A 24,251-nucleotide genomic window follows, 5' to 3' on the forward strand; every position below is an offset into this window, starting at 1 on the left:
GTTATAGCGCGAAGTCCCGCAGTCGTTCCGATGACTCCCAGCCTTCCCGCAGGAGCGCCAGTAAGTCATCGTTGATTTGTTGTTGCCAGCGGGTGTCATCCCATATTTCGAACTTGTTGAGTTGCCCCACCAGCATGATTTTTTTGTCGAGTCCCGCATGTTGTCTGAGTGGGCCCGGTATTAAAAACCGGCCCTGAGCATCCAACTCGCACTCGGCAGCATGTCCCAGCAATACCCGTTGCAGGCGCCGTTCCACCGGATTGGTGCTCGACAGGGCCCGCAATTTTTTTTCTATCAGTTCCCATTCGGCAAGGGGATAAAGCAGCAGACAGGGATTGCTGAGATCTATGGTACAGATCAGTAGACCGTCACATTCATCGCGCAACGCATCCCGGAGTCGTGTCGGTATTGCCAACCGGCCCTTGGTATCCAGGCTGATGGCGTGAGCACCACGCAGCATTCTGAGTCCTTAAGATCTACTTTGTTCCACAAAAAACCACTTTTTCCCACCCCGCTCAAGTGTAAGGAGCGGGCTCAAGCTTTTCAAGCAAGCAAAGAAGAGAAAGTTGATGTTCAGGCCGGTGATGGGTATTAACCGCGCTATACCTTGCAACCCGAACATTGCAACCCGAACAAAGATGGTGTGAAGCGGAGGGGGAAATGAAGCGGCCACATCGGCGGTGCTGGTAAACAGAAAACGCAGCCGAAGCTGCGTTTTATAAAATAATGGGAGTTGGCCTGTAAGCCGGGTTCTGTATCGAGCAAGCTCGATTAGTAATCATTCCTCTAGGCCAGCAATCGCTCACTGGCTCCAGCAACCTACCCGCCTCCAGCGCGGGCCGCGCCTGTAGGAGGCCTATTTGGTCTTGCTCCGGGTGGAGTTTACCGTGCCACGAACTGTTGCCAGTCGCGCGGTGCGCTCTTACCGCACCCTTTCACCCTTACCTGATCCCTTGCGGGCCATCGGCGGTCTACTCTCTGCTGCACTGGTCGTGGGTTCGCACCCCCCAGGCGTTACCTGGCACCCTGCCCTGTGGAGCCCGGACTTTCCTCCCCTCCGCCCGTATGCCCGAAGACACAACGACGAAGCAGCGATTACCCGGCCAACTCCGCGGCGGAGTGTACACCAGCCGGCATGATGACACCAGCCCTTCCGATACTCGCATGGTGCACGAATGTAGTCGCGCGCTTTAGCCACGAAATCCAGCAACGCTGGATCTGATGCACAATTCCTACCTTAGCCTCTTAGAGCCAATAGCCCTTAAAGCCCATTCTCGAGTCCGTACTTGTAGAGGGCGTTTTTTTTGACTCCGTGAATTTCGGCAGTAAGCGCCGCCGCCTTCTTCAACGGCAACTCGCCACGCAGCAAGGCCAGGGTGCGCAGCACCTCGGCCGACAGTTCATCCTCGCTGTCGGGCCGGTAGCCGGCGACCATCAGCACGATTTCACCCCGGCTGCGATTGCTGTCCTGCTGCAGCCAGACCAGCATCTCGGCGGCGGGCAGGCTGTGAATGGTTTCAAAGGTCTTGGTCAGCTCCCGCGCCACCACCAGCCGGCGCTGGTCGCCCAGCACCGCGACCAGCGCCGCCACGCTGTCGAGCAGGCGACGGGGTGATTCGTAGAACACCAGGGTACGAGGTTCGTCCTTCAGGCTCTCGATCTTGTCCAGCCGGGCCTTTTCCTTCGCCGGCAGAAAACCTTCGAATGCAAAGCGATCCGTGGGCAGACCGGCGGCCGACAGCGCCGTTACCGCCGCACAGGGGCCGGGCAAGGCAATAACCTGTACCCCCGCATCACGACAGCTGTTGACCAGATGATAACCCGGGTCACTGATCAGGGGGGTGCCGGCATCCGATACCAGTGCCACCGACTGACCACCCTGCAGCCGCGTCACCAGCTGCTCGGATTTATACTGCTCATTATGATCATGTAGCGCCCAGGTTGGCGTACTAATCTGGTAATGGGATAGCAGTTTCGCCGTATGGCGGGTATCTTCACAGGCAATCAAATCAACCTGTTGTAATGTGTCCAGTGCACGCTGGCTGATATCATTCAGGTTGCCGATAGGGGTAGGCACAATATAAAGTGCAGCCGCTTGGCTCATGGGGACTCCTGTGCAAGCAATTGTTTCACCGTCATGGCCCTATTACACTTAGGGCCAGAATGACACAGCTTGGGATAAAGGGATTGGCGACACAAATTCAACGTAACAGTGTAACACGACTGCTGTGCACCCTGGTGCTTTCATCCGTCCTGCTGGCCTGTGGTACCGGTCCCCTGCAAAAGGGGCCATTAGAGCCGGCGCCGGACATGTTTGGCCAGACCGACAGAAGCGCCGAGCAATATCTGGCCCAGGCGGAGCAAGCCCCCGAGCCGGATGCCTTTTCCTGGCGGGCACTGGCCATTCGCGCCTGGCTGCAACAGGGCAATGTCGGTGCCGCCGAACCCCAGCTGGCCCGCCTGCGGCAGCAAGCCACACTGGCACAACGGCCATTAGTCGCCTTGCTGGACAGCGCCGCCGCCCTCGCAGACGGCAATACCGGGCTGGCCGACCAGCGACTGGCCGCCGTGGACAACACAGTCCTGCCACCCAGCGCGGCCAGCTATTATCTGTTGCTGCAGGCCAACAGGTTCGAACAGCAGCAACAGCCGATCGACGCCGCCAAAATGCTGATCGAACGCCAATCGCTGCTGGATGGCCAGGAGCAAAACGCCGGCCTGGAGCGTATCTATCAGCTGCTGACCCAAGCGTCGCCGCTGGCCTTGCGGCGGGCTCAGAACACCGGTAACAGCGAGCCGGTCAACGGCTGGCTGCGGCTGATGGCGATTGTGAACAACACCGAGGTCGATCCGGGTCAGCGCCGCTGGCAGCTGCAGTCCTGGCGCCATGCCTATCCGGATCATCCGGGGCACCGCTATCTGTCCGACAGCCCGGGGCCTGTGATGACGCTGGCATCCTATCAACCGACCCATATTGCCGTGCTGTTGCCGATGACCGGCAAGCTGGCCGAGCAGGCCGATGCCATTCGCAACGGTATACTGAGTGCCCATCAGGGCCAGTCGTCACGGGTCAGCTTCTTCGACACACACGGCCGGGACATGGTCGGCCTCTACCAGCAGATCCAGCAGGCCGGGGCCGATTTCATTCTGGGCCCGCTGCTGAAAGAAGATATCGATGCCCTGAGCAGCCTGGATCCGGCCATTCCGGTGTTCGCCCTCAATAACCCTGCCTATCAACCTGTGTTGCCACACCGCTACTACTTCTCCCTGTCACCGGAAGCGGAAGCGAGCGAAGCGGCGCTTCATATGTGGGAACAGGGCCACCACCAACCGCTGGTATTTGCTCCCGACAACGAGCTGGGCCGCCGGGTCGCCGCCGAGTTCAATACCCGCTGGCAGCAGCAGAGTGGTAGTCCGGCCATACTGGCCTACTTCAACAACCAGCAATCCATCGAGTCCGATGTGCGACGTGCTCTTGATAACGGCAACGCCGGTGTGACCTCCGGTGTGGCGGCCGGCATTGGCGTGATCAGAGGCAGCATCGAGGCCGTGCCACCGGCAGGGCCCATCGATTCGGTATTCATGGTGAGCAACAGCACTGAAACCCGCTTTATTCTGCCCTATTTCGATTTCGTCCGAGACAGCCGCGCCGCCCGCCTGCCGACCTATGTCACCTCGCGCAGCTATGTACCCGGTGGTGAACCGCCGATGAGCGAGCTGAACGGCCTGCGGCTGGCCGACATGCCCTGGCTGTTCGGCGGGGCGCCGCAGCTGATGGAAGAAGTCGAGACTCTGTGGCCCACCGTCGGCTCCAGCTGGTTACGACTGTTCGCCTTCGGTTATGATGCCCTGACCCTGATCCCCCAACTGACTCAGCTACGGGATAATGCGCCGGCAGTACCGGCGTTGACCGGTGAGCTCAGTCTGAACGAGCGCGGCGTGGTGCAGCGCCGACTGCAATGGATGGAGTACCGCAATGGCGAATGGCTACCCGCTGAATACTAGCCGGGCCAGAGGCGAGCAGTTTGAACGCCGGGCCGAACAATTTTTACTCGAGCAGGGGCTGACGCTGCTGGTGCGTAACTATCAGTGCAAGCTCGGCGAAATCGACTTGATCATGAGCACAGACAACACCCTGATCTTCGTCGAGGTCCGTTACCGCAAGAACAGCGGCTTCGGCGGTGCCGCCGCCTCGGTGACCCCGGCCAAACAGCAGCGATTACGACGAACGGCCCACAGCTACCTGCAATCAAAAGGGCTGAATGAATCCCGCCAGTCCTGTCGATTCGATTTGGTTGCCTGTGAAGGAAATCATGTTCACTGGATACCCAACGCCTTTTAAGGAACCCCATGCAGGAAGAAATCAAAGCCAGTTTTACCGAAAGCATCCAGACCAAAATCGCCGCCGCCGAAGCGCTGCCGGATGATATTCTGGCCGCCGCCCAGATGATGGTGATGTGCCTGCTCAACGGCAACAAGTTGCTGGTCTGTGGCAACGGCGGCTCCAATGCCCTGGCGCAACTGTTTGTCAGCGAGCTGATCAACCGCTACGAAACCGAGCGCCCGGCCCTGCCCGCCCTCTGCCTGACGCTCGATACCAGCAGCATCAGCGCCATTGCGGTCGATCAGCATTTCGACGAGGCCTACGCCCGCCAGATACGCGCCCTGGGCCAGACCGGCGATGTGCTGGTGGTGATCTCCACCGGCGGCAACAGCCGCAATCTGATCAAGGCGGCGGAAGCCGCGCTCAGCCGGGACATGACCATAGTGGCATTGAGTGGCGGTGACGGCGGCGAGCTTGCCGGCCTGCTCGGCCCCAACGACGTGGAAATCCGGGTGCCGGCGTTACGGGCGCCCCGCATTCATGAGGTCAATTTGCTGACCCTGCATTGCCTGTGCGATTTGATCGACCGCACTCTGTTCCCCCAACAGGAAGATGAATAATGAAACAAGGATATATGCTGATACTGACGTCGGCGCTGCTGCTGCAAGGCTGCGCCGGCGCCATGCTGGTCGGCGCCGGTACCGGCGTCAATTCCGCCACCGACCGTCGGACCCTGGGTACCCAGATCAGCGATCAGACCATAGATATGCGCGCCCTGCATCGCCTCGGCGCCACCAAACCCCTGTGGGATGACAGCCGGCTGGCGGTGATCACCACCAACGGCAAGAGCCTGCTGATCGGCCAGACCCCGACTGACGCCTATCGTCGGCAGGCGGAAGACATAGTCCGGGGCGTACCCGGTGTCTCCGAGGTGTTCAACGAGGTACGCATCGGCCAGCCGGTCGAGCTGGCGGGCCGCAGCCAGGACACCTGGCTGACGTCCAAGGTCAAGAGCACCCTGCTGGCGGAAAAGAACATCGATGGCACCAAGATCAAGGTAGTAAGCGAGAATGGCGAAGTCTTTCTGATTGGCCTGGTCACCCGCAAGGAAGCGGATATTTCCGTGCAACTGACCCGCAATATCAGCGGCGTGAAACGCGTGATCACCGTGTTCGAGTTTGTACAGGCGGCACCGTAAATTACCATATAGCTCAGCCATAAAAAACGCAGCCAACTGGCTGCGTTTTTTTATTTAATCACCCTCAGGGTGGGCTTGCCTTTCTTCGGTACAGAAGCCGCCGGCTCCGGTGCCGGCGGCGTATCGGCTTCATCTTCCGCTACCTCGTCGGCAGCAGCCAACCAGGCCTCATAGGCCGGCTCCGGCGGAAAGAAGGTACCGGCGCCGTTTTCCCGCGCCTGAATCGATACCACCGCCGCCATCGGCACATACACCTGGAACGGCGAGCCGCCGAAACGGGCGCTGAAGGTGACCGCTTCGTTATCCATGTGCAAACCGACCACCGCCTGGGGGGCAATGCTCAACACTATCTGTCCGTCCTGCACATACTGGTGCGGCACCCTGGTGTGAGCCACTTCGGCATTGACCACCAGGTGTGGCGTCAGTTCGTTATCCAGCAGCCAGTCATAGAAAGCGCGCAGCAAATAGGGCCGGCTGGGCGTCATCTTGTCCATGCTCAGACCTTACCACCGATATCACGTTCGTCTTCGGTCAGGGAAGCCTGGAACGACTCCCGCTCGAACAGACGGATCATATAGGTCTTGAGCTCTTTGGCACCGCGACCGGACAACTCGATACCCAGTGACGGCAAACGCCACAGCAAGGGGGCCATGTAGCAATCGACCAGGCTGAACTCCTCACTCATGAAGTAAGGATACTCGGCAAATACAGGCGCTACGGCCAGCAAGGCCTCACGCAGTTCCTTGCGGGCTTCGTCCGCTTTTTCATTGCGCTGGATACGCTTGACCAGTGAATACCAGTCCTGAGCGATGCGGTGCATCATCAGTCGGCTGGTACCCCGGGCGACCGGATAGACCGGCATCAGCGGCGGATGAGGAAAACGCTCATCCAGGTATTCCATGATGATATGAGATTCGTAAAGCACCAGCTCCCGGTCGACCAGGGTCGGCAGGGTGCCGTAAGGGTTCAGCTCCAGCATCTCCTCGGGCAGGCTGTCGGGTTCAACATGGCTGATCTCGACACTTACCCCTTTTTCTGCCAGGACGATACGCACCTGGTGGCTGTAAATATCCTCAGCCCCTGAAAACAGCGTCATGATGGAACGCTTATTAGCTGCAACTGCCATTGAATCCTCCGCAAATCATAAATAGGAACGGCAATGGAAGCATATTCGCCCCATTGCCGCTCCCCTGCCTAGCTTAAACGATGTCTACTCAGTGTACGTCACGCCAGTATTCTTTCTTCAGCATGTAGGCAAAGACAAAGAAGATAGCCAGGAAACCCAGTACCCAGTAGCCCATACGCTGACGTTCCAGCTTGACTGGCTCACCGGAATAGACCAGGAAGTTGACAATATCCAGTACCGCCTTGTCGTACTCTTCCGTGGTCAGCTCACCGTTACCCTCGGTCTCGATCCCCACCGGTGTTGCCACCTCATGGCCATCCACGGTGTGCACCACGGTTTTCAGGTGTGCACTACCCTGCAGCGGCTCCAGTACATGAGGCATGCCCACAGACGGGAAGACCAGGTTGTTCACCCCGAACGGGCGGCTGTCGTCCTTGTAAAAGGAACGCAGGTAGGTGTACAGCCAGTCGGCTCCACGTACCCGGGCCACCAGGGTCAGGTCGGGCGGCGGTGCGCCAAACCAGCTGGCCGCATCTTTTTCGGGAATGGCATTTTCCATCAGTTCACCGATACCGACACCGGTGAAATTCAGGTTGGCCTGCATGATGTCTTCCGGAATACCCAGATCCTCGGCCACCCGGTTATAACGCTGATACTGGGTGCTGTGGCAAGCGGAACAATAGTTCATGAACAGCTTGGCACCGTTCTGCAGCGACGCCTTGTCACTCAGATCGTAGTCGGCCTTGTCCAGATGAACGGCGCCACCGGCCGCCATCACCAGAGACGGCAGGAACGCAAATACAGCGATGATTAACTTCTTCATTTGAACGTGACCCTCTCTGGCAGCGGCTTGGTTTTTTCGTTTTTGCTGTAGAAGAACAACAGTACGAAGAAGGCGAAGTAGCCGAACGAACAAATCTGGGCGATCAGCGTCAGCAGCGAGGTGGACGGCAAGGCACCCAGAACACCCAGGATGATGAAGCAGATCACGAACTGAGCGATGTTCAGCAGGTGCAGCTTGCTGCGGTAGCGGAACGAACGCACCTTGCAGCGATCCAGCCAGGGCAGCACGAACAGCACGGCAATCGACAGCCCCATCAGGATAACGCCGGTCAACTTGTCGGGCACCGCCCGCAGAATGGCGTAGAAGGGGGTGAAGTACCACACGGGCGCAATATGCTCCGGGGTTTTCAGGCCGTTGGCCGCTTCGAAGTTGGGCCCTTCCAGGAAGTAACCGCCACCTTCAGGCATGAAGAAAATCACGAAGGCGAACAGGAACAGGAAGCCGGCCACGCCCACCACATCCTTGACGGTGTAGTAAGGGTGGAACGGAATGGCGTCTTTGGGCCAGCCGTTTTCGTCCTTGTGCTTCTTGATATCGATGCCATCGGGGTTGTTGGAACCGACCTCGTGCAGCGCCACTATATGCAGGAACACCAGAATGACCAGCACCAGCGGCAGGGCAATCACGTGCAGCGCGAAGAAGCGGGTCAGGGTAGCACCGGAAATGACGTAGTCACCGCGGATCCACAGGGTCAGATCGTCGCCGATGACCGGAATGGCACCGAACAGCGAGATGATCACCTGAGCACCCCAGAACGACATCTGTCCCCAGGGCAGCAGATAGCCCATGAAGGCTTCGGCCATCAGCACCAGGAAGATCAGCATGCCGAACAGCCACAGCAGTTCACGGGGCTTCTGATAAGAGCCGTAGATCAGGCCGCGGAACATGTGCAGATACACGACCACGAAGAAGGCGGAGGCACCGGTGGAGTGCATGTAACGCAGCAACCAGCCGTATTCCACATCACGCATTATGTATTCGACAGAGGCGAAGGCACCCTCGCCGGAAGGGTTGTAGTTCATGGTCAGCCAGACACCGGTCAGTATCTGGTTAACCAGCACCAGCATGGCCAGGGAGCCAAAGAAGTACCAGAAGTTGAAGTTTTTCGGTGCCGGATACTGACCTACGTGCTTGTTGTAGGTCGCGGTCATCGGAATCCGCTCATCGATCCAGGCTACAAGTTTACCCAGCATGCTTAGGCTCCTTCCTTGTCTGCGCCAACCAGAATGGTGGCATCATTGACATAGTAATAAGGGGGGATCACCAGGTTCAGCGGGGCGGGTACGCTCTGGAAGACGCGACCGGCCATGTCGAACTTGGAGCCGTGGCAAGGGCAGAAGAAACCAGAGGTAATCCCCTGAACCTGTTCGCCGAACGAATCCGGCAGGTAGGTGGGTGAACAGCCCAGGTGGGTACAAAGCCCTACCGCCACAAACAACTCGGGTTTGATCGAGCGGTAACCATTCTGGGCGTAATCCGGTTGTTGCGGCTGCTCGGAGGCAGGATCCCGCAGCTGGTTGTCGTGCTTGGACAGGGCATCCAGGGTGTCCTGGGTGCGGCGGACTATCCAGACCGGCTTTCCTCGCCATTCCACCCGGATCAACTGACCCGGTTCGACTTTACTGACATCTACTTCTACCGGGGCTCCAGCCGCCTTTGCTTTGGCGCTGGGATTCCACGATGCGATAAAAGGCACAGCGACAAAAGCAGCTCCGACCCCACCCACAGCTGTGGTTGACCAGGTCAGAAATCTGCGGCGACCGGTATCAACTGGCGCATTGCTCATCCAAAAACTCTCCCATTTGGTCTCCGCGCGTTTATTGTTCGTTCCATGCTTCGAGACGGCTTATGACAACTGCGGCGGATATTATGGTTTCAATTGCCACGAAAAAACCCTGAAATTCTAAAGAAAAGCGCGGTCTTTTACAAGGACGGCTAAAGGGTCAACAAATCACTGTTTCACAGCATAATTTGTTATGAAACAAGGATTTATTAGTGAATCCGATCCATTTCTTTCAAATATAAAAAAGCCCGGGTAAACCCGGGCTCTGATATAAACGCAATCCCAATTAACGCTTGGAGAACTGAGGACGCTTACGTGCTTTATGCAGACCGACTTTCTTACGTTCCACTTTACGAGCGTCACGAGTAACGAAGCCAGCCTTGCGCAGCGAACCGCGCAGGGTTTCGTCGTATTGCATCAGGGCACGAGTAATGCCGTGACGAATAGCGCCGGCCTGACCGGAAATGCCACCACCGGCAACGGTGATGAACAGATCGAATTTATCGGTCATCTCAACCAGTTCCAACGGCTGACGAACCACCATACGGGCGGTTTCGCGACCAAAGTACTGATCCAGTGAACGTTTATTGATAACGATGTTACCGCTACCCTGCTTCACGAATACCCGTGCAGTAGAGCTTTTGCGACGACCGGTACCGTAGTATTGAGTTTCTGCCATTTGCCTAATCCCGCCTTAGATGTCCAGTACTTGAGGTTGTTGCGCAGCGTGGTTGTGCTGGCCGCCGACAAAGACTTTCATCTTGCGGAACATAGCACGACCCAAGGGGCCACGTGGCAGCATGCCGCGAACGGCAGACTCAATTACCATCTCGGGCTTGCGTACAATCAGCTTCTCGAAGCTGATGGACTTGATGCCACCCGGAAAACCGGAGTGAGAATAGTAGATTTTGCCTTCGGCTTTATTACCGGTTACCTGAATTTTCTCGGCATTGATCACGACGATGTAATCGCCACAGTCAACATGCGGAGTATATTCCGGCTTGTGCTTACCACGCAGACGGCTGGCAATCTCGGTGGCCAAACGACCCAGAGTTTTGCCCTCTGCATCAACAACATACCAGTCACGCTTTACGGTTTCTGGCTTAGCAACAAAAGTTTTCATGGATAAACCCAAATTACTTAAAATGAATCATACACTTGCGCACATGCGCAAAACACGACAAGACCTGTACCCCTTCGAGCACCAGTCTTCTTACAGTGATGCTGCCTCATCGACAGCTGTGTAACGTGGGCCGAGCGATTATAGGTAAAGTTGCCGTAAAAATCACCTGCTAATTTTAATGCCCATTAAAATTAGTCGGCCCGCCCGCCCCTTCCCGGCATCATGCCCAGATACCGGGGCGGGTATTGTGACTAAGGAAGGTGCTCTCTGGCAAGATATTCGTGGGATTGCATTTCAGTCAGTCGCGACAGACAGCGTTTGAACTCGAAACCAAGCCTGCCCTCACCGTAAAGTTGCGTCATCGGTACCGACGCCGATATGATTAATTTGACGTGTCGTTCATAGAATTCATCGACCATGGCGATAAAGCGCCGGGCCGCATCATCGCTGTCCCGGCCCATGGGGACCACGTTGGCCAGCAGTACCGAATGATAACAGCGAGCCAGCTCGATATAGTCCAGCTGGGATCGTGCCGTGCAACACAGCTCCTGAAAGTCGATATGGAGCACGCCGTCGCCTTCGGCGAGGGTCTTGAGCCGGCGATGGTTGATGTCGATCTCGGCCCCTCTGGTGCCGGGCTCGCTGGTCAGACGCTCGAAATACCGCTCGAGATTGGTCTTGGCCTCGGCATCGAGCGGCGAGTGATAAATTTCGGCCTGCTCCAGGGTACGCAGCCGGTAATCCACACCCGAGTCGACGTTGACCACCTCGCAATGTTGCTTGATAAGTGCGATGGCCGGCAGAAAACGGGCCCGCTGCAGGCCGTTTCGGTACAGATCGCCTGGCGGTATGTTGGAGGTTGCCACCAGTATGACCCCATGGCCAAACAGGTACTGGAACAGGGTGCCCAGTATCATGGCATCCGTGATGTCGGACACGAAAAATTCGTCGAAACAAATCACCCGGGCTTCCCGGGCCAGGCGCTCGGCAACCAGCTTGAGTGGATCCGCCTGTCCCTTCAGGCTCTGCAGTTCCTCATGCACCCGCACCATGAAACGGTGAAAATGTACCCTGAGCTTGTTATCGAAGGGCAGACAATCATAGAAGGTGTCCACCAGATAGGTCTTGCCCCGGCCGACACCCCCCCAGAAGTAAAGTCCCTGTATGCTGTTCACCGGCTCCGGCTTGTTACCGGTCAACTTGTTTCCGGTCAACTTGTGCCACAGGCTGAGCCGGGGCCGAACCGGAGACGGCGCCATCAGCTCGTCAAACAGTCGCTGTAGATGTGACACCGCCAGGGCCTGAGCCGGATCGCGGACAAAGTCGTGACGGCTGAGGTCTGACTGGTATTTTTGACTAGGGGTCATTAGTGTATGTAACAACTTGGCTAATAACGGGTGGTGACTGCCAGTGTAAAGGCGCCATCCCCACCCAGGCAAGTGCTGCCAAAGGCCGGGACTTGATCTCGCCAGCAAAAAACACAATAAATAATACAGACCGAATCGGAACTCTTGTTCCACGCTGAAGGTCTGAATGAACTCTTTTTTGAAGAATCCATCGATTTAGGAGCATCTGCATGAAACGTCGACTCCCCCTGGTACCCGCCCTGGCTCTGAGCCTGGGTCTGGCCATACTGCCCCTGGCTCAGGCTGCCCTGCCATTCGGTGCCGGTAGCGACATCCGCAGCCTGGCTCCGGTGCTGGAAAAAGTCACTCCCGGCGTGGTCAATATTTCGGTGTCCGGCAGCAAGGTCAGCCGCCAGGCGCTTCCCGAGCCCTTCCGCTTTTTCTTCGGCCCCGGCCTTCCCGGCGAACAGGTGCGGGAAAGACCCTTTCAGGCGCTGGGATCCGGCGTGATTATCGATGCGAAAAAAGGCTATGTCATTACCAATAACCACGTCATCGAAGACGCCGACAAAATACTCATCACCCTGACGGACGGCCAGGAATACGAAGCCGAACTTATCGGTCGCGATAAACAAAGCGACATAGCGCTGTTGAAAGTAGATGCCAAGAATCTGGTCGAAGTCGAATTTGCCGACTCCGATCGGCTCCGGGTGGGTGACTTCGCCATCGCCATCGGCAACCCCTTCGGCCTGGGGCAGACCGTCACTTCCGGTATCATCAGCGCCCTGGGCCGTTCCGGCCTCAACGTGGAGAATCTGGAAAACTTCATCCAGACCGATGCGGCCATCAACTCCGGTAATTCCGGTGGCGCCTTGCTGAATCTGGACGGTAAGCTGGTCGGCATCAATACCGCCATTCTCGGCCCGGGCGGCGGTAATATTGGCATCGGTTTCGCCATTCCCTCCAACATGGTCAAGAACCTGGCCGATCAAATTCTCGAATACGGCGAAGTCCGTCGTGGTGTTCTGGGCGTGATGGGCGGTGAACTGACCTCGGAGCTGGCCCGGACCTTCGGCTACCGCAGCCAGCACGGCGCCTTTGTCAGCCAGGTACTGGAAAACTCTTCCGCCGAAAAGGCGGGACTGAAAGCCGGTGACATCATCATCAGCCTGGATGGTAAACCCATCCGTTCCTTCGGAGAGTTACGCGCCAAGGTGGCGACCATGGGTGCCGACAAAACCGTCAGCCTGGGGCTGTTCCGCGATGGCAAGGAGCAGCAGGTCGAGGTGACCCTGTCCCGGGCCGATGAAGAAAACATTCAGGCCAACACCCTGAATGAATCGCTGGAAGGCGCGCTACTGGCCCAGACCAGCGACGAAGACAGGGTGCAGGGTGTCAAGGTAGCCGAAGTAACCCCCCGCTCCCCGGCCGCCATGTCCGGCCTGGAAAAGGGCGACATCATCATCGGCGTCAATCGCCAGCGGGTAAAGGACCTGAACGATCTGCGTCAGATAGTGCAGGAAAAGCCGGAAGTACTGGCGCTCAACATACAGCGCGGCAAATCTTCCATCTATCTGGTACTCAGGTAATTCAGCAAGGAGTGAGGGGCTCTTTCCCTCACTCCTCACTCCTCACTCCTCACCCCTCACCCCTCACCCCTCACCCCTCACCCCTCACCCCTCACCCCTCACTATGTTATGCTGTAGTCATTCGACAACAATCACCACATCCCATGCGGCTAGCCTCTTTTCTCAAGTTTCTGCTTCAGGCCGGGGCCTTAGGCATCCTGATGGCCCTGATCCTGCTATTGCTGTTTCCGCAACTAAAGACCCAGCCTTTCGAGCACTGGTGGCGTAACCAGCAGGTCGGCGTGTCCAGTTTTTCCTATGCCGCCGGTCGGGCCGGCCCCGCCGTGGTCAATATTTATACCCGCAGCTTTCAACGGGGCAGCGAGTCACCCGAACTCAGCGCCACCGGTCTGGGATCCGGCGTCATCATGTCGGATCTGGGCTATGTGCTCACCAATTACCATGTCATTGCCGATGCGGATCAGGTCATAGTCGCGTTGCAGGATGGTCGCATTCTCGCCGGTGACGTCACCGGTTTCGATGTGCCCACGGATCTGGCGGTACTGAAAATTACCGCCGGCCAGTTGCCGGTGATCCCTCAGGACCAGGATCTTTCCCCCCAGGTCGGCGATATTGTGCTGGCCATCGGTAACCCTTATAACGTGGGCCAGACCATTACCCAGGGCATTATCAGTGCCACCGGCCGCACCGGTCTGTCCAGCATGGGGCCGGACAGCAACGGCCGTCAGGATTTGCTGCAGACCGATGCCGCCATCAATGCCGGCAACTCCGGTGGCGCCCTGGTCAACGTCTACGGCGAGATGGTCGGCATCAATACCGCTTCCTTTCAGAGCCTGGCCCATCAGGAAAGCTACGGCATCAACTTCGCCATTCCCTATGCCCTGGCCCACCGCATCATGCAGGAGCTGATCGTCAACGGTCGGGTGATCCGGGGCTATCTGGGCATCAGTGGTGCCGATATTCCGCCGATGATGGCCCAGCTGCTCAAGCTGGGAGAACGCACCGGTATCTATGTGGAAAGGGTCAACGAGCAGGGCCCTGCAGCCAAGGCCGGCATTGCCCAGGAAGATGTGCTGATGAGTATCGATGGCAAGGCCATTCGCAATATGCGCCATGCCATGGACATGATTGCCGAAACCCGCCCAGGTACCGACATACAGGTAACCTTGCTGCGAAAAGGCAAGATATTGACACTAACGGTGATGATCGAAGAAGACAGCCGCTTTCAGCGGTTACGGTAAAGAAAGGGATTGGGGATTAGTAAAGCGTAAAAATGGGGCTGGAAACCAGGCCAGTCCCCAGTCTCCAGTCCCCAATGACGCGGTTAGCCTTTAATTCGCTCTATCTTGCCGCCCAGCGCGGACAGTTTGTCTTCGATAAACTCGTACCCCCGGTCGATATGATAGATACGATCCACTATGGTGGTGCCTTCGGCCACGAAACCGGCCAGTACCAGGCTGGCAGAAGCCCGCAGATCGGTGGCCATCACGGTGGCACCGGTCAGCTGCTCGGTGTCATCACAGATCGCCAGGTTGCCGTTCAGTTCGATATGAGCACCCATGCGGTTCAGCTCGGGCACATGCATGAAGCGGTTTTCGAAGATGGTCTCGGTCACTCGCCCCACGCCCTTGGCCACCGCATTCAGCACGGTAAACTGGGCCTGCATATCGGTCGGAAAGGCCGGATACGGCGCCGTCTTGATATCGACCGGCTTCAGCACCCGATCCGTCATATCCAGGCGGATCCAATCCTCGCCGGTTTCCACCCGCGCTCCCGCATCCTTGAGCTTGACCAGTACCGCTTCCAGCAGATGCGGATCCGTATTGCGACAGGTAACATCACCGCCGGTGACGGCCGCGCCGACCAGGAAGGTACCGGTTTCGATGCGGTCGGGCTGAACCCGATACTCGCCGCCGTGCAGCGCCTCGACACCATCGATGATCAGCGTGTCCTGACCCATGCCCTGGATCCTGGCGCCCAACGCGTTGAGGAAATGGGCCAGATCCACCACTTCCGGCTCTCGGGCGGCGTTTTCGATAATGGTACGGCCTTCGGCCAGTACCGCCGCCATCATCAGGTTTTCGGTACCGGTGACGCTGACCATGTCCATCAGGATATGGGCGCCCTGCAGGCGGCCGTCTACCCGGGCCTTGATGTAGCCGTCTTCCACCCGGATCTCGGCACCCATCTGTTCCAGACCGTGAATATGCAGGTTCACCGGTCGTGCGCCGATGGCGCAGCCGCCGGGCAGAGAGACATCGGCCTTGCCGAAACGGGCCACCAGGGGCCCCAGCGCCAGGATGGAGGCCCGCATGGTACGCACCAGCTCATAGGGCGCCACATGCTTGTTCACAGCCCCGGAGATAACGATAACCTCATCCTGCTCGCCGACCTGCAGCCCCATGGAAGCCAGCAGTTGCAGCGTGGTGTCCACGTCTTTCAGCCTGGGCACGTTGGACAGGTGCACCGTTTCATCACACAGCAGGGTACCAAAGAGTATCGGCAGCGCGGCATTCTTGGCGCCGGATATGGTGACCTCGCCGGCAAGCCGGCAAGGTCCCTGAATTTTAAATTTATCCATTTCGGTTCCTGCTCAGGAAGGCATAATAAATTTTCGTTCCCGCGCCCATTGCTCGGGAGTAAAGGTCTTCACGGTCAGCGCATGGATGCTGTTCTGGGCGATCAGCTCCCTCAGGGGGCCATTGACCGCCTGTTGCCGCTTGAGCCGGCTCATGTCGGTGAAATCGGCAGATACTGCTATCACCTCGAAATGGCTGCCTTCGCTTTTGATGTAAAGCTCGTCCAGCGGCAGTGCCTGCCGCAGTAAACGTTCAACTTCTTTATTCAGATCCATGTTGGCTCCCGCTCATGTTGGCTCTCGCTCATGTTGCGCTTTTGGCAGTATTGTCGACCAGTTCAAACAGGGAACTGACGCCGTATAAATCGGCCAGCGGATAAAAGCTGGCCGGGGGGGATAGCAGGGTCAGTGGCTTGTTACCGGCGGCCAGCGCCTGACTCCATTGCACCAGAAAGGCCAGACCAACCGAGTCGATCTGCTTCAGCTCGCTTAAATCCACCCGATCGGCACCGAACAGGGTTGCCCGCTCGGCCCAGTAGGCCGGCAGCATATCCCGGGTCAGTTCCCGTTCGAGCTTCATTGGGTTCTTTCCAGCGGCGTCACCGGCTTCTGGGTGTGTGCCTGCAACTGAAGGGTCACCTGGTCGATCCCATTCTGACGGATAAGACCACTCAGCTCGGCCTGTTTGGCGGACAAGAGGCTAATGCCCTCGGCCACCATGTCGAATACTCGCCACTCGCCGGTGCGGCTGTTCTGGCGAAGTTTGAACTCCAGTTTGATGGCCGGCTTGTTGGTCTCCAGTACCGAAACCGGCACCGATACCAGCTTTTCGCCCTTGGCGACGGTGCCGGTACCTATGTCCAGTTTCTGTTCCTTGTAGGCCGCCAGTGCATCGGCATAGGTCACCACCAGGTAGTCGCTGAAGGCGGCAACAAAGCGGTCCCGCTGTTCGGGGGTGGTGTTGTTGAGCTGGTTGCCGATCACCCGAAAGGCGGAAAAACGCACATCCACCGCCGGCAGCATTTCTTCCCGCACTATGGTGCGCAAATATTCCGGATTGGCCTTGATTTCCGCCTGCTGTCTGTTCAATCGATCGAAGGTGTTCTGGGCGACTTCATTCACCAGCACATAAGGGTTCGACAGCGTAATGGCGGCAACCAGCGGGGTCCAGAGCCCGGCCAGTATCAACAGCCCTGACATCAGTAATTTTTTCATCATTAGCTCCTAGGGAGTCGGCTACGGCTTATTTGTCGCCGATGGAATAAATGAACTTACCGATCAGCTCTTCCAGTACCAGTGCCGATTGGGTGTCCGTTATGGTATCGCCGTCCTTGAGCATGCCGATGCCCATGTCCTCATCGGCAAACCCGGGGCTCAGCCCCAGATACTGCTCACCAAGCAGACCCGAAGTCTGGATGGCCGCCGTGCTGCTTTCGGAAAATTCACCGGCGTTGCGGCTGACCGTCAGCGTCACCACCGGCACCTGATCCTTGGGATCCAGGGTTATCTGGCTGACTCGTCCCACCACAACGCCGCCTACCTTGACCGGCGAACGCACCTTGAGACCGCCGATATTATCGAACTTGGCATAGAGGGTATAGCTTTCTCCCTGACCGTTGGCGCCAACACCGGCGACCTTGAACGCCAGCAGCAGCAAGGCACCGATGCCGGCCAGCATAAAGCAGCCGACGCTGAATTCCAGTTTGCTGTATTTCATTGTTATTTACCCGAACATGACGGCGGTGAGGGAAAAATCGAGCCCCAGTACCGCCAGAGAAGAATGAACCACGGTACGCGTCGTGGCCTGACTGATACCGGCCGCCGTCGGCTGTGCATCGAAACCGTTGAACAGGGCAATCCAGGTGACCACCAGGGCAAATACCAGGCTCTTGATCACCCCCTGCATGATGTCCTGCTGCCAGTCGACCGCCGCCTGCATCGCCGACCAGAAGCCACCTTCGTCTACCCCCAGCCAGTCAACACCCACCAGCTTGGCGCCCCAGATGCCTATCAGGCTGAACATCAGCGCCAGCAAGGGCATGCTGATAAAGCCGGCCCAGAAACGAGGCGCCACCACCCGGCGCAGGGGATCTATGCCCATCATCTCCAGACTGGAGAGCTGTTCGGTCGCCTTCATCAGGCCCAGCTCGGCGGTCAGTGCCGAACCGGCCCGGCCGGCAAACAGGAGGCCGGTCACCACGGGACCCAGTTCCCGCAACAACGACAATGACACCAGGGGGCCCAGGCTGCCTTCGGCACCGAAGTCCACCAGCACGTTGTAGCCTTGCAAGGCCAGCACCATGCCGATGAAGAGCCCCGACACCAGTATGATGGCCACCGACTGTACGCCGACCACCTGCAACTGCTGTATCAGCAGTGGAAAGTGTTTCTTTGGTTGAGGCGGCCCCACCAGGGCATGCAACAACATGAAGCCGGCGCGCCCGGTGGCGGTGATTCCGGCCACCCCCTGACGCCCCAGGCGTCCTATCATATCAATCAACATCGACTAACGACTCCCTGAATGAAGGTGCCGGATAATGAAACGCCACCGGGCCGTCGGCCAGACCCTGCAGGAACTGGACCACCTGGGCATCTGTATTCTGCTGCAGCTCGGCCGGCGTCCCCGCCGCTATCACTTTTTTGTTGGCGATGATATAGGCGTAATCGGCAATATTCATCACCTCGTCCACATCATGGGTGACAATAATGGAGGTCAGCCCCTGGGCCCGGTTCAGCTCGGATATCAGCTTGACCAAGACGCCCATGCTGATGGGATCCTGCCCGGCAAAGGGCTCATCATACATGATAAGCTCGGGATCCAGTGCAATGGAGCGCGCCAATGCTGCCCGCCGCGCCATGCCGCCGGACAGCTCGGACGGTAATAGCTTCGCCGCACCGCGCAACCCTACCGCTTCCAGCTTCATCATCACCAGGGTACGGATCATGGCCTCGGGCAAGCCGCTGTGCTCGCGCAGCGGGAACGCCACATTGTCGAATACCGACATGCCGGTGAACAGGGCGCCGCTCTGAAACAGCATGCCCATGCGGCGGCGCACCCGATACAGACGAGAGCGATTCAGACTGGGTATGGACTCGCCGTCGAACAGCACATCGCCACTGCTCGGCTTGATCTGGCCACCGATGAGTCGCAACAGGGTGGTTTTACCGATACCACTCGGGCCCATGATGGCGGTAATTTTACCTTTGGGGATCTGCAGGCTGATCCCGTCATACAGGGTTCGGTCACCATGGCTGAAGCAAAGATCCCTTATTTCGACGAGGCTCTGGCTCAAACTGATTCCTCAATAAAAAGAAAGAATTGTATGAGTTCCCCGCGGGATGGGCAACCAGACCGACCGCTTTTCCTTAGCCGGTGCGCCACTCTCTGTCTTCTTGCCGGATAAAAGAAGGTGGGAAGGAAGATGGGAAGAGAGTGGCCCCTTACCTCCTACCGTTTTTGTTACATCAGTCGCTTATCGGCACAAGCTTTTCTATAATGGCGCCGCCTAAGGTGTGGAGAAAACTATGACTGCAGAATTTGATTATCGGAAAACCGCCAAGCAGGTGCTGGATATTGAAAAGGCAGCCATCGATGGCCTTTATCAATATCTGGACCCGGCATTCAATCATGCCTGCCGGCTGATGTTCCAGTGCCCGGGGAAAGTCATCGTGACCGGCATGGGTAAATCCGGGCACATCGCCCACAAGATTGCCGCCACCCTGGCCAGTACCGGCACCCCCGCCTTTTTCGTGCATCCGGGCGAGGCCAGCCATGGGGACCTCGGCATGATAGGCAGGGACGATGTGGTACTGGCCCTGTCCAACTCGGGCGAAAGCAGTGAAATCATTTCACTGTTGCCCGTACTCAAGCGCCGTGGCCTGCCGTTGATCTGTCTGACCGGCAACCCCGCCTCCACCATGGCGCGAGAAGCCAATGTGCATCTGTGCACCCGGGTGGAGCAGGAAGCCTGCCCGCTCGGCCTGGCCCCGACCGCCAGCACCACCGCCGCCCTGGTGATGGGCGATGCCCTGGCCGTCTCCCTGCTGGAGGCCCGTGGCTTTACCGCCGATGATTTTGCGCTCAGTCACCCCGGCGGTGCCCTCGGCAAGCGTCTGCTGCTGCGGGTGGGCGATGTGATGCACAGAGACGAGCAGGTCCCGAAAGTCGGACTGAATACGCTGATTATCGATGCGCTGCTGGAAATCGGCCGCTCCGGCCTGGGCTTTACCGCCGTGGTCGATGAGCGGCAGAAGCTGGTGGGTATCTATACCGATGGCGACCTGCGCCGCACCCTGGATCATAAAATCGATGTACATCACACCTCCATCGAACAGGTCATGACCCGCAGCTGCACCACGACACACGCCGCCATGCTGGTGGCGGAAGCGGTCAAGCTGATGGAAGAAAAGAAAATAAGCGGTCTGCTGGTGGTAGACGAACAACAGTATCCGGTCGGCGCCTTCAATATGCATGACCTGTTACGGGCGGGAGTGATCTGATGGAACAAGCAAGCCTTTACGGTCCGGTAGCCAACGACATCTGGCAGCGAATGGCCGGGATCAAGCTGCTGATCTGCGATGTGGACGGGGTGCTGTCCGACGGCATGATCTATCTCGGCAACCGGGGCGAAGAATACAAGAATTTCTGCACCAAAGACGGTTTCGGCATCAAAGCCCTGCTCAATGCCGGTATTCAGGTGGCGGTGATCACCGGCCGGGACTCCCGTATCGTCAGCGAACGCATGGCCTCGCTCGGCGTCACTCACGTCTATCAGGGCCAGAGCGACAAGATGCACAGCTATCGCGCCCTGCTGGATACCCTAAAGCTGGGGCCGGAGCAGGTTTCCTATATCGGCGACGATGTGGTCGATTTGCCGGTGATGCGGGACTGCGGCCTGGGGGTAGCGGTATCCGATGCCCATCCGCTGGTGCTGCGGCACGCCGACTACGTCACCCGAATCCAGGGCGGCCGGGGCGCGGTGCGCGAGTTGTGCGATCTGCTGCTTGAGGCGCGGGGAGAGCTGGAACAGGCCAGAGGCATGAGCCTGTGAGTCGCCAGACCTGGTGGTTTGGCGGCCTCTTCCTGCTCGCCCTTGTCTGCTGGCAGTGGTTCCGGCCGGTCACCGACGCCCCCGCCAACCAGCAGGATTATCAGCCGGATTTTATTGCCAAAAACCTGAGCAGCGTGCAATACAATCAACTGGGTCTGCCCTACCGCGGCATGGATGCGGAATATGCGGAGTACTACGAACCGCTGGCCATGACCCTGATGGAAAAACCTGTTATCTTGCTTTATTCGCCCGATGGCCGGCCCCAATGGCAGTTGAGCGGTGATGAGGGCATGATCAATACCAATGATAATGCGGTATTGAACGGCACCGTGGTCGGCCGGGGGCTGCAACCCGATGCCCTGGTGAGAACCCTGACCACCGAATATCTGGAACTGGATTTTATTAAAAACCAGCTGCGTTCCAACCGGAATGTGCAGCTGAGCAGCCCAACTTTCCGGGCCCAGGGCCAGGGGCTGCTGGGCAAGCTTGATCAACAAACGGTGGAATTACTGCATGAAACCCGGGCAACCTACTTTACTCCTTAGCATCGGCGGCCTGCTGGCCCTCGGCCTGAGCCTGGCCGAGGCCAAAGAGTCTGATTTCAACCAGCCGGTGACCATAGATGCCGGTCGTCAGCTGGTGGAGCTGGTCGACAACAAGGTGACCTTCAGCGATCGGGTCGTGGTCAAACAGGGCACCATGGATGTGCGGGCCGACAAACTGGTGGTGATCCGCAACGAGCAGGGACTGCAATCAATGACCGCTCACGGTGCGCCAGCCACCTATTATCAAGTGCTGGACAGCGGCCAGCCGGTCAAGGCCGAGGCCCGGGAAATCCACTACGATATGAAGGCGCGCACCATCACCCTGCTGAAGGAAGCGAAGCTGAAGCAGAACGACAACATCGTGACCGGCTACCGGATTCGCTACCATATCGACAAGGAACAGATGGAGGCAGAAAGCCAGGGTGGATCAGACCGCGTCACCACCATTTTTCTGCCCGAACAGCTGCAGGACATGAATAAAAAAGAGACCCAGAACTGATCATGGCAATACTGAAAGCCCGTGGGCTGCAGAAGAGTTACAAGGGGCGCCAGGTCGTGGCCGATGTCAGCCTGACCGTCAATACCGGCCAGATCGTCGGCCTGCTCGGCCCCAACGGGGCCGGCAAGACCACCTCTTTCTACATGATAGTGGGCCTGGTGCAGCGCGACGCCGGCAGCATTACCATCGACGAGCATGACATCAGCCATGAACCCATGCATGTGCGAGCCCGGGCCGGTATCGGTTACCTGCCCCAGGAGGCCTCCATTTTTCGGCGCCTGAGCGTAGCCGACAATTTAATGGCGGTGCTCGAAACCCGCCAGGATCTGGACGCCGACGGCCGCAGCGAAAAAATGGAGCAACTGCTGGAAGAGTTCAACATCACTCATATCCGCGACAATACCGGCATGAGTCTGTCCGGTGGTGAACGCCGCCGGGTGGAAATTGCCCGCGCACTGGCGGCCGATCCCCGCTTCATACTGCTGGATGAACCCTTTGCCGGGGTCGATCCCATCTCGGTCATCGACATCAAGAAAATCATTCTGCATCTGCGTGATAGAGGCCTGGGGGTACTGATTACCGATCACAATGTGCGCGAGACCCTGGACGTCTGCGAACGGGCCTATATTGTCAGTCATGGTCACCGTATCGCCGCCGGCACTCCGGCCGAGATTCTCGCGAACGAGCAGGTCAAGAAAGTCTATCTTGGTGAACAATTCAGCCTCTGAGCTGATCCGCCGGAGCTCCCTGCGGTGACATATGCGGTTGACATAGAAGGACTTTACCAACGATGAAGCCAACTCTTCAGTTACGTATGGGACAGCAGCTGACCATGACCCCCCAGTTGCAACAGGCCATTCGCCTGCTGCAACTGTCGAGCCTGGAGCTGCAGCAGGAAATTCAGCTGGCGCTGGAAAGCAACCCCCTGCTGGAACAGGAAGAGCCGGACAGCATTGAGGTGACCGACGGCGGCAACGACGAACAGATGGCCGCCGATACCGCCATGGAGCAGAATCAGCTGTCCGACGAACTGCCGATGGACACCCACTGGGACGATATCTATACCACCTCATCCGGAAGCGGTGGTAACGGCGGCCTGCCCGAAGGCATGGAAGATACCGTCTATCAGGGCGAAACCACCGAGACGCTGCAGGATTACCTGCTGTGGCAGATGCAACTGACCCCTTTCAGTGATACCGATCAGGCCATAGCACTGGCCATTATCGACGCCATCGATGACGCCGGCTACCTGACCCAGGATCTGGAAGATATCCTTGCCGCCGTCTCCGGCGGTGAACAGGAGATCGAAGCGGATGAGGTGGAGGCGGTGCTGAAGCGTATCCAGCATTTCGATCCTGTCGGTGTCGCCGCCCGCAGCGTGCAGGAATGTCTGCGCATTCAGCTGGACCCCTTTCCGGCCGACACGCCCTGGCTGAACCAGGCCCGCCTCGTGATTGACCAGCATATGGATTTGCTCGGCACCCGGGATTACCGCACCCTGCAACGCAAGACCAGACTGAAGGAAGAGGAGCTCAGGGAGGTACTGGCCCTGATCCAGCAGCTGGAGCCCAGGCCCGGTAACAGCGTGATCCAGAGCAGCTCCGAATACGTGATCCCGGATGTGGTGGTCACCAAGCGCCAGGGTGCCTGGATGGTCGAACTCAACCAGGAAGCCATGCCGAAGGTACGGCTGAACCAAACCTATGCCGCCATGGCGCGCCAGCCCAGAAACAGTGAAGACGGCCAGTTTATCCGCAACCATTTGCAGGACGCCAAGTGGTTTATCAAGAGCCTGGAAAGCCGAAATGAGACCCTGCTCAAGGTTGCCAATTGTATTGTTGAACAACAACAGGCATTCTTTGAGTATGGGCCCGAGGCCATGAAGCCGATGGTGCTGAATGATGTGGCCGAGGCGGTGGAAATGCACGAATCCACCATCTCCCGGGTGACCACACAGAAATTCATGCATACTCCCAGAGGGGTGTTCGAGCTGAAGTACTTTTTCTCCAGCCATGTGGGTACAGACGATGGCGGAGAATGTTCGTCGACGGCAATTCGCGCCCTGATCAGGAAACTGGTCGGTGCGGAAAACCCGGTCAAGCCACTGAGCGACAGTAAAATTGCCCAGCTGCTGGCCGAACAGGGGATACAGGTGGCCAGACGGACCATCGCCAAGTACAGGGAATCGCTGGCCATCCCCCCTTCCAATCAGCGTAAACGCCTGATGTAAAGGCAGATCTAGAAG

29 protein-coding genes and 1 other RNA gene are annotated in these 24,251 nt (G+C 58.1%); 12 read left to right on the forward strand and 18 right to left on the reverse strand.

Annotation, left to right across the window (positions count from 1 at the left end; genetic code table 11):
* Window position 1 precedes the first annotated feature (1 nt).
* From mraZ to rsmI, 3 genes are all read right to left on the reverse strand, one after another.
* On the reverse strand, window positions 2-460 hold the full coding sequence (gene mraZ / locus HNR62_RS06780; protein WP_204795332.1) for a division/cell wall cluster transcriptional repressor MraZ: 459 nt from the start codon (window positions 458-460) through the stop codon (window positions 2-4).
* Between the two features lie 265 nt (window positions 461-725).
* An RNA gene (rnpB, locus tag HNR62_RS06785) (RNase P RNA component class A) lies at window positions 726-1,111 on the reverse strand.
* A 150-nt stretch (window positions 1,112-1,261) separates the two neighbouring features.
* Entirely contained in the window at window positions 1,262-2,104 is an 843-nt protein-coding gene (gene rsmI, locus HNR62_RS06790) for a 16S rRNA (cytidine(1402)-2'-O)-methyltransferase (protein WP_204795333.1), read from the reverse strand.
* Window positions 2,105-2,187: 83 nt separating this feature from the next.
* Here rsmI and HNR62_RS06795 point away from each other — a divergent pair, with 83 nt between their 5' ends.
* From HNR62_RS06795 to dolP, 4 genes are read left to right on the forward strand one after another with little or no spacing between them, the layout of a single operon-like run.
* The gene (locus HNR62_RS06795) at window positions 2,188-4,005 is read left to right on the forward strand and encodes a penicillin-binding protein activator (RefSeq protein ID WP_239552647.1); all 1,818 of its coding nucleotides are present in this window, start codon (window positions 2,188-2,190) and stop codon (window positions 4,003-4,005) included.
* Window positions 3,977-4,342 (forward strand): YraN family protein, encoded by a 366-nt coding sequence (locus tag HNR62_RS06800; RefSeq protein WP_204795335.1) that lies wholly within the window; start codon window positions 3,977-3,979, stop codon window positions 4,340-4,342. The genes HNR62_RS06795 and HNR62_RS06800 overlap by 29 nt, the downstream gene beginning before the upstream one ends.
* A gap of 8 nt (window positions 4,343-4,350) precedes the next feature.
* Window positions 4,351-4,944: a D-sedoheptulose-7-phosphate isomerase gene (locus HNR62_RS06805; RefSeq protein ID WP_204795336.1), complete on the forward strand. Its 594-nt coding sequence runs from the start codon at window positions 4,351-4,353 to the stop codon at window positions 4,942-4,944.
* Window positions 4,941-5,522, forward strand: coding sequence for a division/outer membrane stress-associated lipid-binding lipoprotein (gene dolP / locus HNR62_RS06810; RefSeq protein ID WP_204795395.1), 582 nt, complete (start codon window positions 4,941-4,943; stop codon window positions 5,520-5,522). Before HNR62_RS06805 ends, dolP begins: the two co-directional genes overlap by 4 nt.
* Window positions 5,523-5,572: 50 nt before the next feature.
* Here the strand turns inward: dolP and HNR62_RS06815 are convergent, their stop codons facing one another.
* The 8 genes from HNR62_RS06815 to zapE form a co-directional block, all read right to left on the reverse strand.
* The gene (locus HNR62_RS06815) at window positions 5,573-6,007 is read right to left on the reverse strand and encodes a ClpXP protease specificity-enhancing factor (RefSeq protein WP_204795396.1); all 435 of its coding nucleotides are present in this window, start codon (window positions 6,005-6,007) and stop codon (window positions 5,573-5,575) included.
* Window positions 6,008-6,018: 11 nt separating this feature from the next.
* Window positions 6,019-6,648, reverse strand: coding sequence for a stringent starvation protein SspA (sspA, locus tag HNR62_RS06820; RefSeq protein WP_204795337.1), 630 nt, complete (start codon window positions 6,646-6,648; stop codon window positions 6,019-6,021).
* Window positions 6,649-6,736: 88 nt separating this feature from the next.
* Complete coding sequence (locus tag HNR62_RS06825; RefSeq protein WP_204795338.1) at window positions 6,737-7,471, reverse strand: cytochrome c1; 735 nt, start codon at window positions 7,469-7,471, stop codon at window positions 6,737-6,739.
* Window positions 7,468-8,685, reverse strand: a complete 1,218-nt coding sequence (locus tag HNR62_RS06830; RefSeq protein WP_204795339.1) for a cytochrome b — start codon at window positions 8,683-8,685, stop codon at window positions 7,468-7,470. The genes HNR62_RS06825 and HNR62_RS06830 overlap by 4 nt, the downstream gene beginning before the upstream one ends.
* Before the next feature lie 2 nt (window positions 8,686-8,687).
* Window positions 8,688-9,278, reverse strand: a complete 591-nt coding sequence (petA, locus tag HNR62_RS06835; protein WP_204795340.1) for a ubiquinol-cytochrome c reductase iron-sulfur subunit — start codon at window positions 9,276-9,278, stop codon at window positions 8,688-8,690.
* A gap of 283 nt (window positions 9,279-9,561) precedes the next feature.
* Complete coding sequence (gene rpsI / locus HNR62_RS06840) at window positions 9,562-9,954, reverse strand: 30S ribosomal protein S9 (protein ID WP_204795341.1); 393 nt, start codon at window positions 9,952-9,954, stop codon at window positions 9,562-9,564.
* Between the two features lie 15 nt (window positions 9,955-9,969).
* Window positions 9,970-10,398: a 50S ribosomal protein L13 gene (rplM, locus tag HNR62_RS06845; RefSeq protein WP_204795342.1), complete on the reverse strand. Its 429-nt coding sequence runs from the start codon at window positions 10,396-10,398 to the stop codon at window positions 9,970-9,972.
* Window positions 10,399-10,649: 251 nt separating this feature from the next.
* Window positions 10,650-11,765, reverse strand: coding sequence for a cell division protein ZapE (zapE, locus tag HNR62_RS06850; protein ID WP_204795343.1), 1,116 nt, complete (start codon window positions 11,763-11,765; stop codon window positions 10,650-10,652).
* A 209-nt stretch (window positions 11,766-11,974) separates the two neighbouring features.
* On the opposite strand from zapE, the gene HNR62_RS06855 reads away from it, so the two are divergent.
* Both HNR62_RS06855 and degS read left to right on the forward strand, forming a co-directional pair.
* Window positions 11,975-13,333 carry a Do family serine endopeptidase gene (locus tag HNR62_RS06855; RefSeq protein ID WP_204795344.1) on the forward strand — a complete coding sequence of 453 codons (1,359 nt, stop codon included), beginning with the start codon at window positions 11,975-11,977 and terminating at the stop codon, window positions 13,331-13,333.
* Between the two features lie 143 nt (window positions 13,334-13,476).
* The gene (gene degS, locus HNR62_RS06860) at window positions 13,477-14,574 is read left to right on the forward strand and encodes an outer membrane-stress sensor serine endopeptidase DegS (protein WP_204795345.1); all 1,098 of its coding nucleotides are present in this window, start codon (window positions 13,477-13,479) and stop codon (window positions 14,572-14,574) included.
* Between the two features lie 83 nt (window positions 14,575-14,657).
* Here degS and murA read toward each other — a convergent pair whose 3' ends face one another.
* Genes murA through mlaF form a run of 7 tightly spaced genes read right to left on the reverse strand, consistent with a single transcriptional unit; the run spans window position 14,658 to window position 19,204 of the window.
* The gene (murA, locus tag HNR62_RS06865) at window positions 14,658-15,914 is read right to left on the reverse strand and encodes a UDP-N-acetylglucosamine 1-carboxyvinyltransferase (protein ID WP_204795346.1); all 1,257 of its coding nucleotides are present in this window, start codon (window positions 15,912-15,914) and stop codon (window positions 14,658-14,660) included.
* Between the two features lie 12 nt (window positions 15,915-15,926).
* Window positions 15,927-16,187 (reverse strand): BolA family protein, encoded by a 261-nt coding sequence (locus HNR62_RS06870; protein ID WP_204795347.1) that lies wholly within the window; start codon window positions 16,185-16,187, stop codon window positions 15,927-15,929.
* A gap of 28 nt (window positions 16,188-16,215) precedes the next feature.
* Window positions 16,216-16,491 (reverse strand): STAS domain-containing protein, encoded by a 276-nt coding sequence (locus HNR62_RS06875; RefSeq protein ID WP_204795348.1) that lies wholly within the window; start codon window positions 16,489-16,491, stop codon window positions 16,216-16,218.
* Window positions 16,488-17,129 (reverse strand): phospholipid-binding protein MlaC, encoded by a 642-nt coding sequence (mlaC, locus tag HNR62_RS06880; protein WP_204795349.1) that lies wholly within the window; start codon window positions 17,127-17,129, stop codon window positions 16,488-16,490. Before mlaC ends, HNR62_RS06875 begins: the two co-directional genes overlap by 4 nt.
* A gap of 25 nt (window positions 17,130-17,154) precedes the next feature.
* A complete protein-coding gene (gene mlaD, locus HNR62_RS06885; protein ID WP_204795350.1) occupies window positions 17,155-17,628 on the reverse strand; it encodes an outer membrane lipid asymmetry maintenance protein MlaD in 474 nt (157 codons plus the stop codon).
* Between the two features lie 6 nt (window positions 17,629-17,634).
* Window positions 17,635-18,414, reverse strand: a complete 780-nt coding sequence (gene mlaE / locus HNR62_RS06890; RefSeq protein WP_204795351.1) for a lipid asymmetry maintenance ABC transporter permease subunit MlaE — start codon at window positions 18,412-18,414, stop codon at window positions 17,635-17,637.
* The gene (gene mlaF / locus HNR62_RS06895; RefSeq protein WP_204795352.1) at window positions 18,404-19,204 is read right to left on the reverse strand and encodes a phospholipid ABC transporter ATP-binding protein MlaF; all 801 of its coding nucleotides are present in this window, start codon (window positions 19,202-19,204) and stop codon (window positions 18,404-18,406) included. Before mlaF ends, mlaE begins: the two co-directional genes overlap by 11 nt.
* A gap of 232 nt (window positions 19,205-19,436) precedes the next feature.
* Here mlaF and HNR62_RS06900 point away from each other — a divergent pair, with 232 nt between their 5' ends.
* The 6 genes from HNR62_RS06900 to HNR62_RS06925 all read left to right on the forward strand — a co-directional run bounded on the left by HNR62_RS06900 (window position 19,437) and on the right by HNR62_RS06925 (window position 24,236).
* Window positions 19,437-20,411, forward strand: a complete 975-nt coding sequence (locus tag HNR62_RS06900; RefSeq protein WP_204795353.1) for a KpsF/GutQ family sugar-phosphate isomerase — start codon at window positions 19,437-19,439, stop codon at window positions 20,409-20,411.
* Window positions 20,411-20,962, forward strand: a complete 552-nt coding sequence (gene kdsC / locus HNR62_RS06905) for a 3-deoxy-manno-octulosonate-8-phosphatase KdsC (RefSeq protein ID WP_204795354.1) — start codon at window positions 20,411-20,413, stop codon at window positions 20,960-20,962. The genes HNR62_RS06900 and kdsC overlap by 1 nt, the downstream gene beginning before the upstream one ends.
* Window positions 20,959-21,507 carry an LPS export ABC transporter periplasmic protein LptC gene (lptC, locus tag HNR62_RS06910; protein WP_204795355.1) on the forward strand — a complete coding sequence of 183 codons (549 nt, stop codon included), beginning with the start codon at window positions 20,959-20,961 and terminating at the stop codon, window positions 21,505-21,507. Before kdsC ends, lptC begins: the two co-directional genes overlap by 4 nt.
* Window positions 21,476-22,006 carry a lipopolysaccharide transport periplasmic protein LptA gene (gene lptA / locus HNR62_RS06915; RefSeq protein ID WP_204795356.1) on the forward strand — a complete coding sequence of 177 codons (531 nt, stop codon included), beginning with the start codon at window positions 21,476-21,478 and terminating at the stop codon, window positions 22,004-22,006. Before lptC ends, lptA begins: the two co-directional genes overlap by 32 nt.
* 2 nt (window positions 22,007-22,008) lie before the next feature.
* A complete protein-coding gene (lptB, locus tag HNR62_RS06920) occupies window positions 22,009-22,734 on the forward strand; it encodes an LPS export ABC transporter ATP-binding protein (protein ID WP_204795357.1) in 726 nt (241 codons plus the stop codon).
* Between the two features lie 62 nt (window positions 22,735-22,796).
* Window positions 22,797-24,236 carry an RNA polymerase factor sigma-54 gene (locus HNR62_RS06925; protein WP_204795358.1) on the forward strand — a complete coding sequence of 480 codons (1,440 nt, stop codon included), beginning with the start codon at window positions 22,797-22,799 and terminating at the stop codon, window positions 24,234-24,236.
* The last annotated feature ends 15 nt before the right edge of the window (window positions 24,237-24,251 follow it).

Source organism: Oceanisphaera litoralis (assembly GCF_016907015.1).
Classification (GTDB): Bacteria; Pseudomonadota; Gammaproteobacteria; order Enterobacterales; family Aeromonadaceae; genus Oceanimonas; species Oceanimonas litoralis.

Excerpts from the sequence above, each read along its gene's own strand:
- mraZ (WP_204795332.1), bottom strand. The coding sequence starts at position 460 with ATGCTGCGTGGTGCTCACGCCATCAGCCTGGATACCAAGGGCCGGTTG.
- rsmI (WP_204795333.1), bottom strand. The coding sequence starts at position 2,104 with ATGAGCCAAGCGGCTGCACTTTATATTGTGCCTACCCCTATCGGCAAC.
- HNR62_RS06800 (WP_204795335.1), top strand. The coding sequence starts at position 3,977 with ATGGCGAATGGCTACCCGCTGAATACTAGCCGGGCCAGAGGCGAGCAG.
- HNR62_RS06805 (WP_204795336.1), top strand. The coding sequence starts at position 4,351 with ATGCAGGAAGAAATCAAAGCCAGTTTTACCGAAAGCATCCAGACCAAA.
- HNR62_RS06815 (WP_204795396.1), bottom strand. The coding sequence starts at position 6,007 with ATGACGCCCAGCCGGCCCTATTTGCTGCGCGCTTTCTATGACTGGCTG.
- sspA (WP_204795337.1), bottom strand. The coding sequence starts at position 6,648 with ATGGCAGTTGCAGCTAATAAGCGTTCCATCATGACGCTGTTTTCAGGG.
- HNR62_RS06825 (WP_204795338.1), bottom strand. The coding sequence starts at position 7,471 with ATGAAGAAGTTAATCATCGCTGTATTTGCGTTCCTGCCGTCTCTGGTG.
- HNR62_RS06830 (WP_204795339.1), bottom strand. The coding sequence starts at position 8,685 with ATGCTGGGTAAACTTGTAGCCTGGATCGATGAGCGGATTCCGATGACC.
- petA (WP_204795340.1), bottom strand. The coding sequence starts at position 9,278 with ATGAGCAATGCGCCAGTTGATACCGGTCGCCGCAGATTTCTGACCTGG.
- rpsI (WP_204795341.1), bottom strand. The coding sequence starts at position 9,954 with ATGGCAGAAACTCAATACTACGGTACCGGTCGTCGCAAAAGCTCTACT.
- rplM (WP_204795342.1), bottom strand. The coding sequence starts at position 10,398 with ATGAAAACTTTTGTTGCTAAGCCAGAAACCGTAAAGCGTGACTGGTAT.
- zapE (WP_204795343.1), bottom strand. The coding sequence starts at position 11,765 with ATGACCCCTAGTCAAAAATACCAGTCAGACCTCAGCCGTCACGACTTT.
- HNR62_RS06855 (WP_204795344.1), top strand. The coding sequence starts at position 11,975 with ATGAAACGTCGACTCCCCCTGGTACCCGCCCTGGCTCTGAGCCTGGGT.
- degS (WP_204795345.1), top strand. The coding sequence starts at position 13,477 with ATGCGGCTAGCCTCTTTTCTCAAGTTTCTGCTTCAGGCCGGGGCCTTA.
- murA (WP_204795346.1), bottom strand. The coding sequence starts at position 15,914 with ATGGATAAATTTAAAATTCAGGGACCTTGCCGGCTTGCCGGCGAGGTC.
- HNR62_RS06870 (WP_204795347.1), bottom strand. The coding sequence starts at position 16,187 with ATGGATCTGAATAAAGAAGTTGAACGTTTACTGCGGCAGGCACTGCCG.
- HNR62_RS06875 (WP_204795348.1), bottom strand. The coding sequence starts at position 16,491 with ATGAAGCTCGAACGGGAACTGACCCGGGATATGCTGCCGGCCTACTGG.
- mlaC (WP_204795349.1), bottom strand. The coding sequence starts at position 17,129 with ATGATGAAAAAATTACTGATGTCAGGGCTGTTGATACTGGCCGGGCTC.
- mlaD (WP_204795350.1), bottom strand. The coding sequence starts at position 17,628 with ATGAAATACAGCAAACTGGAATTCAGCGTCGGCTGCTTTATGCTGGCC.
- mlaE (WP_204795351.1), bottom strand. The coding sequence starts at position 18,414 with ATGTTGATTGATATGATAGGACGCCTGGGGCGTCAGGGGGTGGCCGGA.
- HNR62_RS06900 (WP_204795353.1), top strand. The coding sequence starts at position 19,437 with ATGACTGCAGAATTTGATTATCGGAAAACCGCCAAGCAGGTGCTGGAT.
- kdsC (WP_204795354.1), top strand. The coding sequence starts at position 20,411 with ATGGAACAAGCAAGCCTTTACGGTCCGGTAGCCAACGACATCTGGCAG.
- lptA (WP_204795356.1), top strand. The coding sequence starts at position 21,476 with ATGAAACCCGGGCAACCTACTTTACTCCTTAGCATCGGCGGCCTGCTG.
- lptB (WP_204795357.1), top strand. The coding sequence starts at position 22,009 with ATGGCAATACTGAAAGCCCGTGGGCTGCAGAAGAGTTACAAGGGGCGC.
- HNR62_RS06925 (WP_204795358.1), top strand. The coding sequence starts at position 22,797 with ATGAAGCCAACTCTTCAGTTACGTATGGGACAGCAGCTGACCATGACC.